The organism is Planctopirus sp. SH287 (genome assembly GCF_056500625.1).
The window spans coordinates 5,385,273-5,402,211 of record NZ_CM151403.1; the positions used below are offsets into that span (position 1 = coordinate 5,385,273).

Annotated in this window: 13 protein-coding genes; 7 read left to right on the forward strand and 6 right to left on the reverse strand. The window is 53.6% G+C overall.

From position 1 onward, the window contains the following. The first annotated feature begins 452 nt into the window (after nt 1–452). From SH287x_RS20035 to SH287x_RS20045, 3 genes are all read left to right on the forward strand, one after another. Nucleotides 453–1,334: a MotA/TolQ/ExbB proton channel family protein gene (locus tag SH287x_RS20035; protein WP_479516180.1), complete on the forward strand. Its 882-nt coding sequence runs from the start codon at nt 453–455 to the stop codon at nt 1,332–1,334. A 128-nt stretch (nt 1,335–1,462) separates the two neighbouring features. Further along, entirely contained in the window at nt 1,463–1,987 is a 525-nt protein-coding gene (locus tag SH287x_RS20040; protein WP_479516181.1) for an ExbD/TolR family protein, read from the forward strand. Nucleotides 1,988–2,249: 262 nt separating this feature from the next. Further along, complete coding sequence (locus SH287x_RS20045; protein WP_479516182.1) at nt 2,250–2,756, forward strand: ExbD/TolR family protein; 507 nt, start codon at nt 2,250–2,252, stop codon at nt 2,754–2,756. 317 nt (nt 2,757–3,073) lie between these two features. On the opposite strand, the gene SH287x_RS20050 is transcribed toward SH287x_RS20045, so the two are convergent. Next, on the reverse strand, nt 3,074–5,152 hold the full coding sequence (locus tag SH287x_RS20050; protein WP_479516183.1) for a TolC family protein: 2,079 nt from the start codon (nt 5,150–5,152) through the stop codon (nt 3,074–3,076). A gap of 153 nt (nt 5,153–5,305) precedes the next feature. Further along, entirely contained in the window at nt 5,306–5,641 is a 336-nt protein-coding gene (locus SH287x_RS20055; RefSeq protein ID WP_479516184.1) for a DUF962 domain-containing protein, read from the reverse strand. A gap of 682 nt (nt 5,642–6,323) precedes the next feature. Between SH287x_RS20055 and SH287x_RS20060 the strand changes: the two genes are divergently transcribed. Continuing rightward, complete coding sequence (locus SH287x_RS20060) at nt 6,324–8,660, forward strand: 2OG-Fe(II) oxygenase (protein ID WP_479516185.1); 2,337 nt, start codon at nt 6,324–6,326, stop codon at nt 8,658–8,660. Nucleotides 8,661–8,827: 167 nt separating this feature from the next. On the opposite strand, the gene SH287x_RS20065 is transcribed toward SH287x_RS20060, so the two are convergent. Continuing rightward, nucleotides 8,828–9,400, reverse strand: coding sequence for an REP-associated tyrosine transposase (locus SH287x_RS20065; RefSeq protein WP_479516186.1), 573 nt, complete (start codon nt 9,398–9,400; stop codon nt 8,828–8,830). Between the two features lie 372 nt (nt 9,401–9,772). Between SH287x_RS20065 and SH287x_RS20070 the strand changes: the two genes are divergently transcribed. Then, nucleotides 9,773–10,891: a type I restriction endonuclease gene (locus SH287x_RS20070; protein WP_479516187.1), complete on the forward strand. Its 1,119-nt coding sequence runs from the start codon at nt 9,773–9,775 to the stop codon at nt 10,889–10,891. 471 nt (nt 10,892–11,362) lie between these two features. Here the strand turns inward: SH287x_RS20070 and SH287x_RS20075 are convergent, their stop codons facing one another. After that, nucleotides 11,363–12,007: an FMN-binding negative transcriptional regulator gene (locus SH287x_RS20075; RefSeq protein WP_479516188.1), complete on the reverse strand. Its 645-nt coding sequence runs from the start codon at nt 12,005–12,007 to the stop codon at nt 11,363–11,365. A gap of 1,039 nt (nt 12,008–13,046) precedes the next feature. Between SH287x_RS20075 and speB the strand changes: the two genes are divergently transcribed. Both speB and SH287x_RS20085 read left to right on the forward strand, forming a co-directional pair. Then, complete coding sequence (gene speB / locus SH287x_RS20080) at nt 13,047–13,991, forward strand: agmatinase (RefSeq protein WP_479516189.1); 945 nt, start codon at nt 13,047–13,049, stop codon at nt 13,989–13,991. 175 nt (nt 13,992–14,166) lie between these two features. Continuing rightward, nucleotides 14,167–15,522: an SGNH/GDSL hydrolase family protein gene (locus SH287x_RS20085; RefSeq protein ID WP_479516190.1), complete on the forward strand. Its 1,356-nt coding sequence runs from the start codon at nt 14,167–14,169 to the stop codon at nt 15,520–15,522. 161 nt (nt 15,523–15,683) lie between these two features. On the opposite strand, the gene SH287x_RS20090 is transcribed toward SH287x_RS20085, so the two are convergent. Together SH287x_RS20090 and SH287x_RS20095 are read right to left on the reverse strand one after the other, a co-directional pair. Beyond that, entirely contained in the window at nt 15,684–16,217 is a 534-nt protein-coding gene (locus tag SH287x_RS20090; RefSeq protein ID WP_479516191.1) for a rhodanese-like domain-containing protein, read from the reverse strand. Between the two features lie 83 nt (nt 16,218–16,300). Beyond that, nucleotides 16,301–16,645 (reverse strand): ArsR/SmtB family transcription factor, encoded by a 345-nt coding sequence (locus tag SH287x_RS20095; protein ID WP_479516192.1) that lies wholly within the window; start codon nt 16,643–16,645, stop codon nt 16,301–16,303. Nucleotides 16,646–16,939 lie beyond the last annotated feature (294 nt).

The window sequence follows — 16,939 nt, forward strand, 5'->3', positions numbered from 1 at the left end:
CGAATGGTTCGTCAAACTTGAAAAGCGGAGTTCAACAGGTTGGAAAGTCCGACAACGGAGGACGTTTCTGCGACATCAACTCCAAGACAAAGCCGTGACATGGCACGAGGCGAAAAAGTTGTGGATAAAAGACAGGCATGCTCCCCAGTGTGACAAGTCCCGGCCTTGATTAATGCGGGTCACTCAAGGCCCAATGACCCAGGACGATTCCAATTGCCACTGGCAATGCAATCGCTACAGGCTTACACTCTTGCCTAGATTCCCAAAATGTGACGTCTGTCTGGATGTGCTCATGTGGTACGTGCTTGCCGTCCTGGCGAGTGACTGACTTTCAAAGGTCTTTCTCAGTCTGCTGCGGAAAATCGTTCCGCCGGGAGTGCTGATTGATCGAGCAGTGTCAGTGGCTTCCAGTCATTCATGAATCATTCGCAGCTTCTGCAAGAGGTGTCCCTTTGAACCGTCGATGGATCGCTTTCTGGCTCATGTGCTCGCTCCTGGCCTTTGGAGCGGGTTCTGGACTTCTCGATGCGGCTTTTGAATTGGCCGGTTTCCCCGCTGCTGGTTCGCAGGTCGCTGTTGCTCAGGATGCCCCCGCCAGCACATTGGTCGTGGAAGATCCGGCCATGGATATTCTGAATCATCGCAAACCGGTCAGTTTTCTCGGTTGGATGATGAATGGATCAGGCATCTTCGGCTTTCTGATCATGCTGATGGCGTTCGTGATGGTGGCCCTCATCATGATGCTGTTCCTTCAGCTGCGCAAAATTAACTATATCCCCTCTGATCTCGTGGAGGACTTTGAAGAGAAGCTCAATGCTCGCGATTATCCCGGTGCTTATGAATTAGCCAAAAGCGATGATTCGTTTGTGGCCCGTGTGCTGGCAGCCGGCATGGCGCGACTGGCCCGTGGCTATGAAGAGGTCGAAAAGGGGATGCAGGAAGTAGGAGATGACGAAGCTCTCGAGATGGAGCAGAAAATCGGCTATCTCGCACTGATCGGGACTTTAGCACCGATGCTGGGGCTATTGGGAACAGTGCAGGGGATGTTGCTCAGCTTTCAGGTCATCGCCACCAGCACCCAGCAGCCCAAGCCGTATGAACTCGCTGACGGTATTGCGATGGCTTTATTCACCACGCTGGAAGGTCTGATTGTTGCCATTCCTGCGATGGTGGCTTTCACGGTCTATAAGAACCGATTTGCCCGTTTCATGTTTGAATCAGGGGTGATTAGCGAAGGTTTGATGAGCCGGTTCAGAGGGATCAAAGCACAACAGGCCAGTTCTGTCCGCCCGACAACAGCATCACCGACCGGTACCACAAACTCTGCCGTTTAATTTGATGATCCATCGAGGACTTGCTACTGCGACCGATGAGGTGAGAGAAGCCTGCCTTCTGATGTTATTCCCTATTTTCACCGGCCAAAATGACTGCTGGCCCTGATGTTCATGACAGGAACGTTTTCGTGTTCAATCGCCAGGAACATGACCGCCATCAATTCAAGCTGGACATGACGCCGGTCGTCGATGTTGTCTTTCAGTTGATGGTTCTTCTGGCAGTCGTGGTCAGCTTTGGAAACACAAAGGCTGATGAAAGGCTCAAGCTTCCCAGGGATCTGCTGGCCAAGCCGCCTGAAATACGACCGATGGAAGAACTCGTCCTGATCGTGGGGTTCGACCGCGATCTTTCAGGACGAAAACTGTCTGAGGAACCTTTGATTTTTCAGGGTCAGGAAAAGATCACCATTCCCAATTTTGGCCCGGTTATTGAACAGGAGCGGCGTCTGGTCGAGATGAAAGGTGGCGTACGTGCATTGGAAAACACGACCATTCTTCTCAGGGCTGATGACGATGTTCCTACGGGAAAAATTCAGGAATTGATCCGTAAATGTCAGGAGGTTGGCTTTACCCAATTCTCACTCAAGGGAACGGCTCCAGACGACCCGTCGGTCAATGAAGCCGTGCCCAACCTGTCACCACCAGGCCGCTGATGCCGTGTCACGGCTTTGTCCTGACAGGTTGTTGAGTTTGTCCGCAGGCTCGTTGGCCTGCTCACCACTCTTTGCTTAACCTGCCAAATCAGAATTGAAACTCCACTACATCCTCTCCTTCGATGAATCATTGAGGCGAATTCTTATCTCCTTCTCTCTGAGGAAGAAGATTGCCGAAGGAAGGCCGGATGAGGGAGGATTGCTTTGAATGAGGTGGTCATATGACGAGATCGATAATCAACCAGCCGAAAGGTCGGGCCAGATGTTGACCCAACGAGGGAAAGAGAATGCCAGCCAGATCGAGTTGCCACTGGCACCTTTGATCAGTGTGGCCTTTTTGCTACTGGTCTTTTTCATCATCCAATTGAGAATCATGGCACCAGAAGGCCATCTCGATATGAACATGCCTCTGGGACAGCCTTCCCAGCAGGGACTCGAGTCGGCTCGGATTCCCGAAATCAAAATCCGCATGACGTCTGATGCCGAAGGAAATCTGACCCAATTGAAGTTGGGTGAACGCAATCTGGGAACTGGCGATGGGGCCTTTGAATCATTAGGAGCCGAGATTCTTAAGCTGGTCGGCACTCCCGGCAACCCGGCGATCAAAGACATCGAAGTGGAAATCGATGCCGACTTTGAACTTCGCTATGAATCGATCATTAAGGCGGTCTCTCATTGCACGGGAAAGGTCGATCCCCAGACCAAACAACTGGTGCGGTATGTCGAGAAGATCAAGTTCGCCCCGCCCCGTTTGCCACAGAGCCTCTGATCATCTTTTCGCATGAACTCAAAGAGTACGCTTACTAAATTGAAGCCCTGCTCTCTATGTAATATGAGTAGATAATACGAGACCGGTATTTAACGGCGCCTTGTGTGCCATCTCGCATTCGTGCCATGCTTGCAGCAGCTTTGGGCAAGCATGCTTTCAGCATCTCTCAATGCACCGCTGATTTCGGAAAAACGTATCACAACCTCTGGCAAGTATTAAGCAGACAGGTATTAAGCATCAGGCGCATAGCAAAACTGCTCGGGTGAATCAGCTGATTCGCCCGAGCAGTTTAAGTTTCAAGACTTCCGCACACGTGTTTAAGGCTTGTCGTAGGTTTCGTTATCATGCGGAGGCACTACGGGAACCCCTGTCGGATGAACGGCAGGTCTGGGAGGAACCGTATTGTTGGTCTCTGGTGGCAGCGGGATCAGTCCATCATCCCGATTCAATCCTTGCCAGGTGAGATCGGTCTTGGGATAAGGAACCGGTGAAGAGAACTCTTCCGGGCTGGTTTCTAGCAAAGGATTGTCGAAAGCGTGGCTGCGTGCCCAGGCTCTTTGTAACGCCTGTTGCTGTGCCTCATAAGTCCATTCGCCTTCACCGAGCGAGATGTTCGAGTTATCGAGTACTGTTCCCTTGCGGTAGTTCAGATCGTTGATCGCCTTGTTGTAATTGACCAGGCTGGTGAACAGAGCGATTTCCGCTTGAGCCTGGCTGGCTTGTGCTCGCAGCACCAGGTCGAGTGTGGCATCACGAACACCGGCTTCATATTCTGCCTGAGTCGCTTCAACACGGCGGGCCGAAGCAATTCGGCGGTCAAGGTTAGTGCGAGCGGTAACATAAGCCGTTTCGATTCGTTGAATCGCATTGGCCAACTCGTGAGAAACATCCTGTTCTTGAGTCGCCAGAGCCGCACGAGCCTTGGTGAGCTGAAGTTCGGTGTTGCGTAACTGAGCGTAAGCCTGACGGAAGCCAATCGGCATCGACAATTGGAAGCCCAGCGTCCAGTTTTCCAGGTCACGATCTTTCATCGTGCCATAAGCACTATTGAAGTTGTTGGTCTGCTCGGAAATCAGCTTGTTGCCAAACCCATTGAGACCATACTGCGAGACAAAGTTCAACTGAGGATTAGTCAAACTCTTGGCAGCAATGACCTGAAGTTCCAGACTCTTGATCTGCCATTTCTGACGGCGAAGTTCCACTCGGCGAACCAGCGCTTCAGTCAGGCTGGTTTCCCAGTTCACCATATATTCCCCTTCAACGGGGCTATCTGCAGGACGAATAATCCGCCCGTCATTCACGCCCAGCCCGATGAGCCGTCGGAACTGGTTTTCCAGGTCGTAAATCGTCGCCAGCGAATTCTCAACGCGGAATCGGGTATCGAAATAGTTTTCCCGAGCCTGTGCTTCTGCGGCCGCATTACCACCAGTCGCCCCGACTTCCATCCGGGCTTTCACTTCGCGCCAGGAACGGAGCGAACTGTCCCGGTTAGCAACGTCGGCGTCGTATTGACGATAGGCGAGATAAAGATCCCAGTAGAGATCTTCCACATCTTTAACCATATTGATGACCGAGTTTTCAAAGTCGGCCAGTGCAATATCTTCATTGATACGAGCGATGACCACCCCTTGGGAAACTCCGGTGATCGCCCCCAGTCCGCCGCCACTGGGGCCAGCGATACGGGTGTATTCAACACCCGAACCTGCCCACAAAGGCAACGAATACTGAATGTTCGCCGCACCTGTGTAGCTGGAAGGGTAACTTGTCCCCGGCTGGCTCGTTCCCAGATAATTCCAGAAGTGATTCAGCGTGACGGTACCGCCGTTTGCCATCGTCTTTTGCAAACTGGCATTGAAGTTCCCTGTCTCTTGCGAGACCCCCTGAAGCGGAGTCCCCAGGAACCCGTTATTGTTCACGGTCTCGTTGCGACCCCAGAGCATCGATGTGGTGAACTGAGTATCGAAATCAGAAAGAGCTGCTTCGACGCCGCGTGTCCCGAACAGGAAGCCTGTCTCGCGGATGGCGGGATCATAGATCGAAGGAGCCAACGCAGGGTTCAGCATCAATTGAGACTGAGTCAGGAACTGCGTCCGTGTGCGGATCATCTTGTTGTTGGCAATCGCCATGTGGATCGAATCCATCAATGGCAGATCCCAGATCTCATCCTGGGTTCGATCCCGGATGGTTCGCGGCCGATCCGAGTTGATGATGTCTTGCGGCGTCGCCTGATCAACCGCAGCATATTCGGTTGTCAGCGAAGCATTCTTGTAATAGTTAAGCTCGGCTTTCCCCAGATAGGAGACATTGCGCGATCCGCCTCCCGTCGTACATCCGGGTAGCATGACTGCTGCTGTAAGCGCGAGAGCGACTGATTTTTTCCAACGATGCCACTGCATGAAGAGGCCCCCTTGCCTTCACGCAATCTCAGGGGAAGTGACTGGTTCCATCCAGTCACAAATTGATGCTGCCTGGGCAGCAGGCGAGAGCAAGGTTCCACCTTGCACCACCAATCCGCGTGTGGCGGATCATCCCTGATTTGCGTGCCTCTGCTACTGGTCGTTGGGTGTATCGTCCCCCGTTGTTACGAACTTGTTTGAAATCACCATCACTACCTCAGGCTTCTGAGGTGCGACCTCTACGAACGGTATACCCCGCATTTTCCGAACAAGTATGACTTCCCCAGGGTCATTTCCTTCCCACGCATGTCCACTGAACTGGAGTGCGTACCCGGTGAGAAAGAGCGCCCATGCCAGCAACGGGCCTTCACCGGCGATTAAACAGTAAGGCGGAGCGATAAACGTCACGGGTAAACCAATGACATGCAGCACACGATTCACCGGATCCTGGTGCCGTAGCAAGTAGTTACTGAAAAAACGCCTGAGCATGAGAAGCCCGCTTTCAAGGAGGATCAGAGCCAATTTTCCCAGAGATTGCCTCGTTTTTCTGCCGCTGGCAAGCCAGCGTGAGGCTGCAAAGGTACAGTTTTTCTCAAGCCCCGAAGTTCCGATTGTAGCGGTTGTTTTGATCGCTCCTGGGATGCCGCCTTGGCGAAGTGTTGCAGTGATAATGAAGCTCGCGGTTATCCGGCGATCTTCTCTGGCGACGAAGAATTCATGCAGCAAGGGAGCACCTCCAACGTCGGGCAGGTGGAAGTCTGCTCATGAGTTTCGACCATACACCTTGTTGACTCCCAGCCCACCCACACTCAGACATGTAGGGCAGGCTCCTGCCTGCCGGTTCGATGTACTTCATGGTTCGATGTACTTCATGGTTCGATGTACTTCATGGTTCGATGTACTTCACGGTTCGATGCACTTCACAGATAATGATGGCCGCTCGAAACATCGGCAGGCGGGAGCCTGCCCTACTACTGACCCACTGCCACGATTCGTGGGTCAGTCCAGACATCCCGATCTCCGCGATCTTTTCTCAGATCTTTGAAATCGGGCTTCTATCGCCCTCATTTCTCCCAGGATACAATCTCGGCAAATTTCCTTCGCCGTTTGGTCAGAGGTAAGGACTGCGGCAAAAACATCGGGCTTTGACGACAGGGAGGGAGCACATCATATGAGCAACGCGATCACCATCGAATGGTTGTCCACAGCGATTGCCCAAGCGACGAAGTCTGCCAGATTTTGCGTCTCCGGGAGTTTTCCGGTTGTCGATCCCGGTCTCCATGTGGAAGGGCTGGGGCCGGTCACGTTGCCGTTGATGCCCCGCATGGCGAAGTCGCTGATCGCCAGTTGTCAGGTTGCTCCTTATGGAAAGGGAACAAAGACCCTGATCGACAGAAATGTCCGGAATACTTATGAACTCAATCCCGAACAATTCCGGTTGAGCGATGCCTGGGATACGGCGATTTCCGATGTGGCCCGATCCGTCGCAGACGAATTAGGGCTGCCGCCTGATGGGTTGGAAGCCAGGCGATACAAGCTTCTGGTTTACGAGAAAGGGGGATTTTTCCTGCCTCATCGGGACAGTGAAAAGCACAACCGGATGGTGGCCTCGATGATAGTTGTGCTCTCCAATGAGTTTGAAGGAGGGGAGTTGCTTGTCCGACACGGGGGGACCGAACAGAAGCTGAAATTCGAGGACGCAGCGACTGGCAAGGCTCCCGGCTATGCAGCGTTCTATGCCGACTGCGAACACGAGGTCAAACGGGTCACGCGTGGCCATCGGATCTGCCTGGCATACAACCTGGTGCTGAAGCCGCCGCGAACAAAGACTTCCAGGAAAGACGTCCCGTCCACTCAGGTGGATTCCCTGGTGCAATCCATCCGGACATGGGTCGGCACGCAACCTGCCAGTCCACTGGTCTTCGCGCTGGAGCATCACTACACCCAGCGTGGCTTGTCGCTGGATCTATTAAAGGGCGGAGATCGACAGCTTGCGGATCTGGCAGTGCCAGCTGCGGAACAGGCCAGGTGCCTGATCCACCTGGCGCAAGTGGAACGCCATCTCATGCAGTTCGCGGACGACGGCGATTTTGAATACAGCTACCGAAAAAGAGATCGCGACAATAAAACGCCCCGGCGAGAGATCACGATCGGCGAAACTTATGAGGACGATCTGTCCGGAGACCAATGGACCGACCTTCACGGGAAGAAGCAGCCTTGGGGAGTGATGGCATTCGATCCATCGGCCATTGTTTCCTCGATTCCTCTTGAGGAATGGACACCGACATCCGAGCAGTTTGAAGGTTACACCGGCAATGCCGGGAACACTCTGGATCGCTGGTATCACCGATCGGCACTCGTCCTCTGGCACAGAGATCATCATTTCGATGTGATCGCCAGTTCCGGGACGACCAGCAGCATCCCGCTGTTTTGCAAGATGGCGACCAGGCTGGCGAAAACGCCGAAAAAGCGGCTGGAAGAAGTCCGCAACGATTGCATTCGCTTTGCCCGGGCCATCATCGACAGATGGCCTTATCAAGGTTACTTGGATCGCCATTCCGAAATCGAAGAGACCTCGCCCGAGGGTGATTTCACCGAGTCGTTGCTCCTCTTGCATGACAGGGACACGGTCGCTGCATTTCTTTCCATATTGTCCGAGCAGGATCAGGCGTCGCGGCTGGACAAACTCGTTCTGGCCGCGAGCCACGAGTTTGGGTGGAACGCCTTCGACCAGGAATTGAAACAGTTGATCTCCGCGAGATCGGCTCGGCCCGGGCGTGAAGTGATCCCGCCACGGGACATGGAGTGGCTTTCGGCCTTTTGTTGTGACGAGACCGCGGACACTGGCAAATTGTCTCTCGCCAACGAGTTGTGTGCGCTGGCCGTGAAGCGATTCTGCGAACCGCTTGAACCGCAGCGACGATTTGATTCGCGATACCGACGGAGCAAATCCACCTCGGAAACCACGCTTCCCCTCCTGGTGAAAGCGTTGACCGCCACCGGCCGCGACGAGGATCTCTCACTGTTGCTGGGGTTCGTTCAGCAACATCCCGAGGACTTTCGCCTGGACGAATGCCAGGTTCCCGCACTGATGGTACTGATCCCCTGGGCGAAGAAACGCTTCGGCGCGGTTCCTCTTCAACTGGCGTCCTGGCTGGCAAGCGTACGGCAAACCCTGAAATCATTGACGGCAAAGGAACCGTTGCCCCCTACCGATGGGGTTCGTCTCGCAGAAGTGGATTGCCGGTGCCAGTTCTGCGCCCAGTTGAATGCGTTTTTGTCCAGCTCCGCGCAAAAAGTCGGCCGTATTCCGGCCCGCGAAGATTATCGCCAGCATCTGATCATGAAAATCGATCAACATCAATGCGATGTCACGCACACCTTGGAGAAGGGGAAAAGCCCCTACACGCTGGTGCTGACCAAAACAACCGGTTCCTTCGACCGGGCACTTAAACGCTTTCACGCCGATCAGAAACTACTGGAGAATTTGCCTCAGATCATGGAGTAAACGACGAGCGATCCCCAAACTGCGTAGGGCAGGCTCCCGCCTGCCGGTTTGATGTAATTCACAGATAATGATGGCCGCTCGAAACATCGACAGGGTGGCGGGGGGCGCACCGCATAGCGACAGGGTGGCGGGGGCGCACCGCATAGCGGAAGCCCCCGAATCCGCAGCTATTCGCGGATCGGGTTAAACCATTCCCGGGGCAGCGGGTCGGGCGGCAGATCATTGGGTGTCTGTCTTTGATACCAGCCTGCGGATGACCACTTCCAATCGCCCGGCTGGGCTGTCATCTGCTTCCGCACGGGATTGAGATGAATGTAGTCGATCATCCGACTCAACGTCTCGGTTTCCGTGACGTTGCGATCATAACCTCCACCGCGCTGCCAAAAGTGGTACTCCGTCCGGCGACCCCTGGTCTGGGAAAGTCGGTCGAGGTAGCTGGGAGCCTGACTCCGAAGAAATGCCAAAGCCCGGCGGGACACAGGCAATTTGATTTCGCGAAGAATCCAGGCCACGGAATAGTCCGGGGACGGCGACCAGATCATTAAATGAACATGATCGGGCATGAAGACGTAGGCCCACACCTGAAAGCCCAGGGATTTTCGGGCTTGTCCAATGGCTTGCGACAGCCACTGGCAAGTTCGCTCGCGTGACAGCAATGGAAGTCGATGGTGGCAACTGAACGTCAATTCGTGAGCGTGACCAGGGAGGTTCCATTCTCGACGATGTGGATGATGAGGCATCGGAAACCCCCGAAAAGATTTCGAAGGCCGCACTTCAGAGCCTATCCGATCGTCACTGACCAGTCTTTTAGGGCCACAAACTCACGATCGCGTGCGACCATTCCGGGGGCTTCCGCTACGCGGTGCGCCCCCCCGCCACCCCGCCGTGTGAGAAGACACTCCACGATCGGATATCTATCGCCTGTTCAGTTTGAACAAGCCGTATAACCCTAACCCCGCGCCCACGCTTCATGGACAAGTCCAGAAGCGAAACGAAGTCAGATTCAATGAAATTAATAATCCACCGAGACAGGGTGTGGCGTTGCGTCCACTGACTGGGGTGTATTCGTGCATCCACGTTCATTTTAGGGTTTTGTGAAGGTTTTGAATTTCATGGATTTCATCGATCATATTCGGGTGCTTGCAACAAGGATTAGTCAGACCAGGAGCTTGGTGCAGACGGAAGAGGCGACCAAGAATGCGATGGTTATGCCGTTCATTCAAATACTTGGATATAACGTTTTTGACCCTACCGAAGTGACACCAGAACTGGTGGCAGAAGTTGGCACAAAGAAAGGCGAGAAAGTTGACTATGCCATTCTTCGCGAAGGCAAGCCGATCATGCTGTTCGAGTGCAAGAAATGCGGCGGGGATCTTCATATCAATCATGCCAGTCAACTTTTTCGCTATTTCCATGTCACAGATGCCCGGTTTGGCGTGCTGACAAATGGGTTGGTCTATCGATTTTTTACGGATTTTGAACAGCCAAACAAGATGGACGAGAAGCTCTTCTTTGAATTTAATATTCTTGATTTTAAAGAACGGGATGTTGAAGAACTAAAAAAATTTGCCAAAAGTGCGTTTGACCTGGATACGATTTTAACGACGGCAAACGATCTGAAATATACTCGTTCGATCCAGACACTTTTGACAGAATGGATGATCAATCCTTCTGAAGATCTTGTACGACTGGTCTCTGTTGATCTAATTGGTAATCGTCGGTTCACGCCTGCGATTAAGGATCAATTTACAATTATTACAAAACGAGCCTTTGAGCAGGTTGTCGGAGAGAAAATTAACGAACGCTTGAAAGGCGCAATGTCTCCCGAGCCACTTACGGTGGTTGAGACTTCTACCATAGTGGGTGATAGTTCATCGCTGCCGGGAGAAAGTGAACAGACAATTGTTACAACGACCGAGGAAATTGAAGGATTTCATACAGTCCGGGCAATCCTGCGTGAGCTGATTCCCTCAAAACGAATTGTCATGCGCGATGCACAAAGCTATTGCGCTATTCTGCTGGATGACAATAACCGCAAGCCGATCTGCAGATTGCGGTTTAATAATCTGCAAAAGCTCAGGCTTGGGTTGTTCAATGATAAGAAAGAGGAAGAGCTTGCTTCATTGGAAAGTGTTGATGATATTTACAAGTATGCTGATCGACTGAAGGACACAGTTGCCAACTACATATTAATGGATGGTGTCACATCTACTGCGGCAACCATTTCTTAGAAAACAAATCTTATTAACAAAAGCAGTGATTCGCTGGGTGGCTCAGAAACGTAGGGCAGGCTCCTGCCTGCCGGTTCGGCTACGCGCCTACGCCATATCAGGTATGCGGACAAGTCTTTGTAGAACCCACTTTTATTGATGAGGCCGAGTTGTTGCCGCTCACACACAACACGAGCCGGAAGAACTACGAGCCGGAAGCGTCAGCGACGGACATGGCTAATTAATCACTCTGCCGCCACAAGTTCAACTTCAACGCCCCTCCGAACCAAAACATTTTTCTTGAATCCCTCTCGCTCTTTGATTGTGAGATCACTAATGCGAGTGCCCGTCGCTAACGCTTCCGGCTCGTTGGTATGGTGTCGGGGAATCGGCAGGCGAGAGTCACGTAGGGCAGGCTCCCGCCTGCCGGTTTGATGTAATTCACAGATACTGATGGCCGCTCGAAACATCGGCAGGCGGGAGCCTGCCCTACTACTCAGATTCTTGGACTGTGTGGGCATGGATCAGCATGGCTGTGCTGATGTCCTCTTCCCCAAGCGCCTGGAGCGCTTCACCCGCGCCGAGGATGTCCCGCACTTCTTTGTTCTGGCTCAGCTTCAATTTTCCGATCAGACGCGTAATTTTGATCTCGATGCCCACGATCCCTTTGAGGAGGGGATTGATAAAGTCTTCGGGGCTGTCGGTGATGCTCCACGGAACGATTTGCGACGCTTCGTGCCAGCGGGTCAACCGCTCGACGACTCCCCGGACGTACTCTTCGTCATCGCGGATGGTCACCTCTCCGTGGGCATGGGCGACCATGTAATTCCAGGTGGGAACCTGTTTGTGGCGTTCGTGCTTGGTGGGATACCAGTTGGGTGAGATATAAGCCTCCCCTGCCCGGAAGACGACCAGCACCTCATCGCCGTCGGTCAACTCCCGCCAGACCGGATTGACCCGCGCGACATGGCAGTGCAGCACACCCAACGGCCCACCAGCGCGCTCCAAGTCAAACGGCAGATGATTCGCATCCAGCCCGCTGGCGCCATGCGTGATAAGAACGCCCAGCGAGTGCCGCTCAATCAAATCGTGCAGCACCTCCACCCGCGATTCCTCGAAGTACGATGGCGTATACATGCTTACTCCGCTTTCGTTCGTTCGAGCTGTCGTTTTCTATATCGATCTTCCGAATCGTGCATCGCCTCTTCGGCCATCCAATCCGGCAGAGTGCCGTCCTCTTCCAGCAGTTCAATCGCAGCGTCGCGGCAAATCGCGCAGCAACGTAGGGCAGGCTCCCGCCCGCCGGTTCGTGGGTGACCCAGCGACGTAGTAATCCGCCTCGGCTAAAGTTATAGGGATCAGCATCCTTTTCTGGCTATTTTCTCAAGCGAATCGCTGAAACCGGTACCCACATGATGAATTGAGGTGAAACAGCAGAGTGCATGCCAATGCACCAGTTCCTGCCAATATCAGCTCTCAACTTCCCAAAAAACAAACCCGGCAGTCACTGTCACCAGCAACCACCGGGTTATTAAAACGGGTATCAAAAATCCACGACCGATCAGGGACACGCAGAGAGTTGCCGACGTGAAGTCACACGTCAGCCCTGCCCGCGGTCTTGAGCACCTGGCCCACCGGGTTTGTTTTCTCTGTCAATCGGTTGTTCTGATTGTGATCAATAGAAACAGCGATGGACAGGAAATGGCCTATCTTTCAAAACCCTGCCTGCTGACAGAGGATGAATCCCTTGTCAGAAGCAGTTTTTGGCCGATTGGCCGAACACCAGATCAAGCTCTCGAATTCGAGATGAGAGCGCCACAGGCCTCTCAAACCGGCACTGTCTTGCGACAACACCGGCACAACGCGGCCCTGATCAGCCGCAAATGAAGGAGCTTCTTCCAGATCGCAGTCTGGCACAAAGTACCAGCTTACGAGGCGCGCCCAGCAAAGCTCCTTTAACCTATCATCCCTTGTTGCGCCAAAAACGTGATATTGAGCAACCGTCGTTGAAAAGCGGGGTTGAACAGGTTGTTAAATCCGGCATCGGAGGACGTGACGACACATGAAACCCCAAAATAAAGCCGTGATACGGCACGACTTGCTTCAACTGGTAGTGGTTTCAGCTCTGCTTTTGATACAGTCTGACATCAACAGGCTTCCGATCTGAAAGGCCAGCATGACGGCACCGCCATTTTGTGGAATTGCGACGTTTGGACGACAGACGATTCAGGAACGACCGGAGGGGGCACAACCCGCCGATGTCGCCGTTCTGGGTTGCCCGTTCGATGGATCGGTCAGCTATCGGAGCGGAACACGATTTGGCCCACGGGGCATCCGTGAACAATCACTGATGCTCTGGGGCTATCACAACGCCCTGAAAATTTCTCCCTTTGAGGTTCTCAAAGTGGTTGACGCCGGGGATGTCGATCTGATTCCCGTCGATATTGCCCGCACCCACGCGCTCATAGAAGAAGCCGCGGTTCGTTGGATTTCCACAGGAACAATCGTTCTGGGATTGGGAGGTGAGCACTCCATCGCCCTGCCTCTTTTGAAAGCGGCTGCTAAACACCATGGGCCACTGGCGGTTGTCCATTTTGATGCTCATGGCGATACCTGGACTGAAGAGTATCCCGGCTATCCTCTCAGCCATGGCACGCCGTTTATTCGAGCCATTGAAGCGGGAGCCATCGATAGGGACTGCTATTTCCAATTGGGGATTCGTGGCCCGACATATGCCGCCAGCGACTATGAAGAGGCCCGCGCCCTCGGAGCGACAATTATATCTGCTGATGATGTGGGCGAGCGGGGGGTGAAGTCGATTGTTGAAGAGATTCGACCGAAAGTCGGCCACAAACCGCTCTATCTCTCTTTCGATGTCGATGCCCTCGATCCCGCTTTTGCCCCCGGAACAGGCACGCCCGAAATTGGTGGACTGACCAGTCGTGAAGCAGTGGGACTACTGCGAGGACTTGCCGGATTAAACGTGATCGGCGGCGATGTTGTCGAAGTCAGCCCCCCCTACGACCCGGCGGCAATCACCTCGGTACTCGGCGCGAACCTGGCCTTTGAACTGCTGGCTTTAATCGCCATCTTCAAGCAGTCAACTGTTACCGCATCCTGAGACTGCCTCTCGGTCATGACAGGATTGCGTGATCAGGCTTTCTTGAAGACAGCCCCACAAATCAACATTCACTGTTGCATCAGCGGCGACGATCTGGTGGAGTCAGGTTCCTTCCGGGAACTTCTTGCGATTGAACCGGATTGAAACCGGCCTCCTTTTCACAGATTGACTGCTCATGACACTTTGGCTTCGCTCACACCGTTTTTATGCTTCATATCGCCTTGTCGCCGCGTGCCTGTTTTTGACTCTATTTGGCTTATTGCCCAATCCAGTCATGGCCAATGAGCCATTGACTCTGCGTGAAGCCGTGGAGTGCATTCCCCGCGCAGGGCTGCCGAACGTCCGTGCCCGTATTGAACGTGGCGAACCCGTCAAAGTCGCTTATTTTGGCGGCAGCATCACCGCGGCACCCGGCTGGCGAGTCCTCTCCCGTGAGTGGCTGGCCAAAGAATACCCCAGCGTCAAATTTGAAGAAATTAGCGCAGCGATTGGAGGAACAGGTTCTGACCTGGGCGCCTTCCGCCTGGGGAATGATGTCCTGCGCCATCACCCGGATCTGTTGTTTGTGGAATTCGCCGTCAACGATGGCGGCACGGCCCCCATTCAGATTCACAAGACAATGGAAGGGATCGTGAGGCAAACATGGAAAGCCAACCCGAAGACAGATATCGTGTTTGTATACACACTCAGCGAACCCGTTCTGGAGCAATTGCGCGCGGGGAAAATGCAACGATCGGCCAGTGCGATGGAAGATGTTGCTGATCATTATCAGATCCCATCCATCCATTTTGGTGTCAAAGTGGTTGAACTTGAGAAGGCTGGGGAACTCATTTTCAAAGCCCCCAGGCCCAAAGATCTGAAGACGGCCCGCCCGCTCGTCTTTTCGACCGATGGTGTCCATCCCCATGTGGAAACAGGACATCAGATCTATACCGAAACCATCGCCCGGGCATGGCCAGCCATCATCAAGGCCAGCAGTTCACCGGCCGCGCACACCCTGCCCAAGCCATTACGTGCTGACAATTGGGAGCAAGCCAAACAGGTTCCTGTCACCGCCGATATGCTGAAAGGAAGCTGGAAGAAACTTCCCGGCGACCACACACTTTCCCGCCGGTTTGCTCGCAACATGCCCGAACTTTATCAAGCGGAAGAACCCGGAGCCGTTCTGGAGTTCACCTTCGACGGCACCACAGCCGCCGTCTTCGATCTTGTGGGGCCAGATGGTGGGCGATTGAATGTGCAATTGGACGAAAACAAGCCGGCCTTCCAGAACCGGATTGATGCCCATTGCACATATCATCGGATGGCCAAAACAAATCTGGCGAGCGAGATCCGCGAGGGCCGGCATCATGTGCGTGTGGAACTTCTCGCAGATAAGCTCAACAAGCGGGAGATTCTCTTTGAGCACAACCGTGCGGATTATGATCAACACCCGGAAAAATACGCACCGCAAATTTGGACCATTGGTTCAATCCTGCTGATCGGAAACATCGCCCCGGCGAGTTCGCAGACCAGTGAATCAACCAAATAGTCCAGCGGCTTGATGAAGCCACGCCGTCCCACTTCTCCGAAAACACTCCCTCTCCCGCTGGCGGGAGAGGCCAAGGATGAGAAAGCCGGGTGAGGGGTGTTTAATCCTCTGTGTTTCAGATCGCTATCAACACGACTTCGTCGATGGCAACATACTCCCCTTCACCGTGTTTTCACCTGATTCCAGGGCATGCGGGTCAGTATCATCCCCATCCCACAAGTGTCCGTGACGCCTGCGAAAACCAGCCCCGCACCAACAAAAGCCGATAATCCCATCCAGTAAGGATGAACAAAGACTCCCAGTCCGCTGCCGGTAACGACCAACAACCCTGCGGCAATACGGATCTGACGCTCCAGAGAAATGGCTTTCTTGCCACGAATGACCGGCAGGCCCGCCTGTTCCCAAGCCACCGTTCCCCCTTCAACATTAACCACGTTCGTTCCCACAGCCTGGAGTCGCTCACAGGCCTGCTTGCCCCGGCTGCCAGAACGACAAATGACATAGAGCGGTTGCCCAACGTCGTTTCCCCTGAGTGCCACCGCAAAAGTATCCAACCGGTCGAGGGGCATATTTCGGGCAATGTCGACATGGACTTCCTGAAATTCAACTGGCGTCCGGACATCGATCAGGTCAATCGTTTGTCCAGCATCTTTAAGACTGCTGAGTTGTTGAGGTGTGATGGTCTTGATGCTCATGGCATGCTCCATAAAATGGCGGCCCGCAATCGCGCTGATAGTTCGATAGTTCGGGAACTCTTTGATAATAGGGGCAAAAAAATCTACTGACTTGCTCCCGCTTCACATCGTTTTTCAATACACGTCATCAAGCTTTTGATGTGAGGATCAACCACGCGATAAAAAACATGACGGCCTTCTTTCTGGCTGGTGAGAAAGCCGCAACGCTGCATCAAACGCAAGTGTTCCGAAGCCATGGCCGTGGGCAGCTCACAGGCTTCGGCTAATTCTCCGACGGTATATTCCCCTGCCAGCATCATCTGAAGCATCCTGAGACGATGCGGATGTGCCAGCACACGCAAGCACTCCGCCGCTTGCCCCAAGGCATCCAGATCCGTCAGTTTCAGAATTTGTCGAGAAGCTTGTCGTTTCATAAAAATACAATACATCGGAACATTCCGAACCGTCAATACATAATTTTCAGAGTCTCTCCGAAAACACTCCCTCTCCCGCTGGCGGAAAAGGGCTGGGGTGAGGACCGATGAACCAGCCGTATTTCCAAAGCCAATGCCAACCCCCGCAGGCGCCGTTGCCAGAAGATTGCACCTTCTGATCTGGCCCCTCCCATTGGAAAGTCTCCAGTCTCATTATTCAGAACTCGCGTTTTCCAACGGGAGAACAGCAGTTGTTTGATTTTTCATAACGTCAGTCCAGAGAATTGGCTGATCCCGTCTGTACTCCCC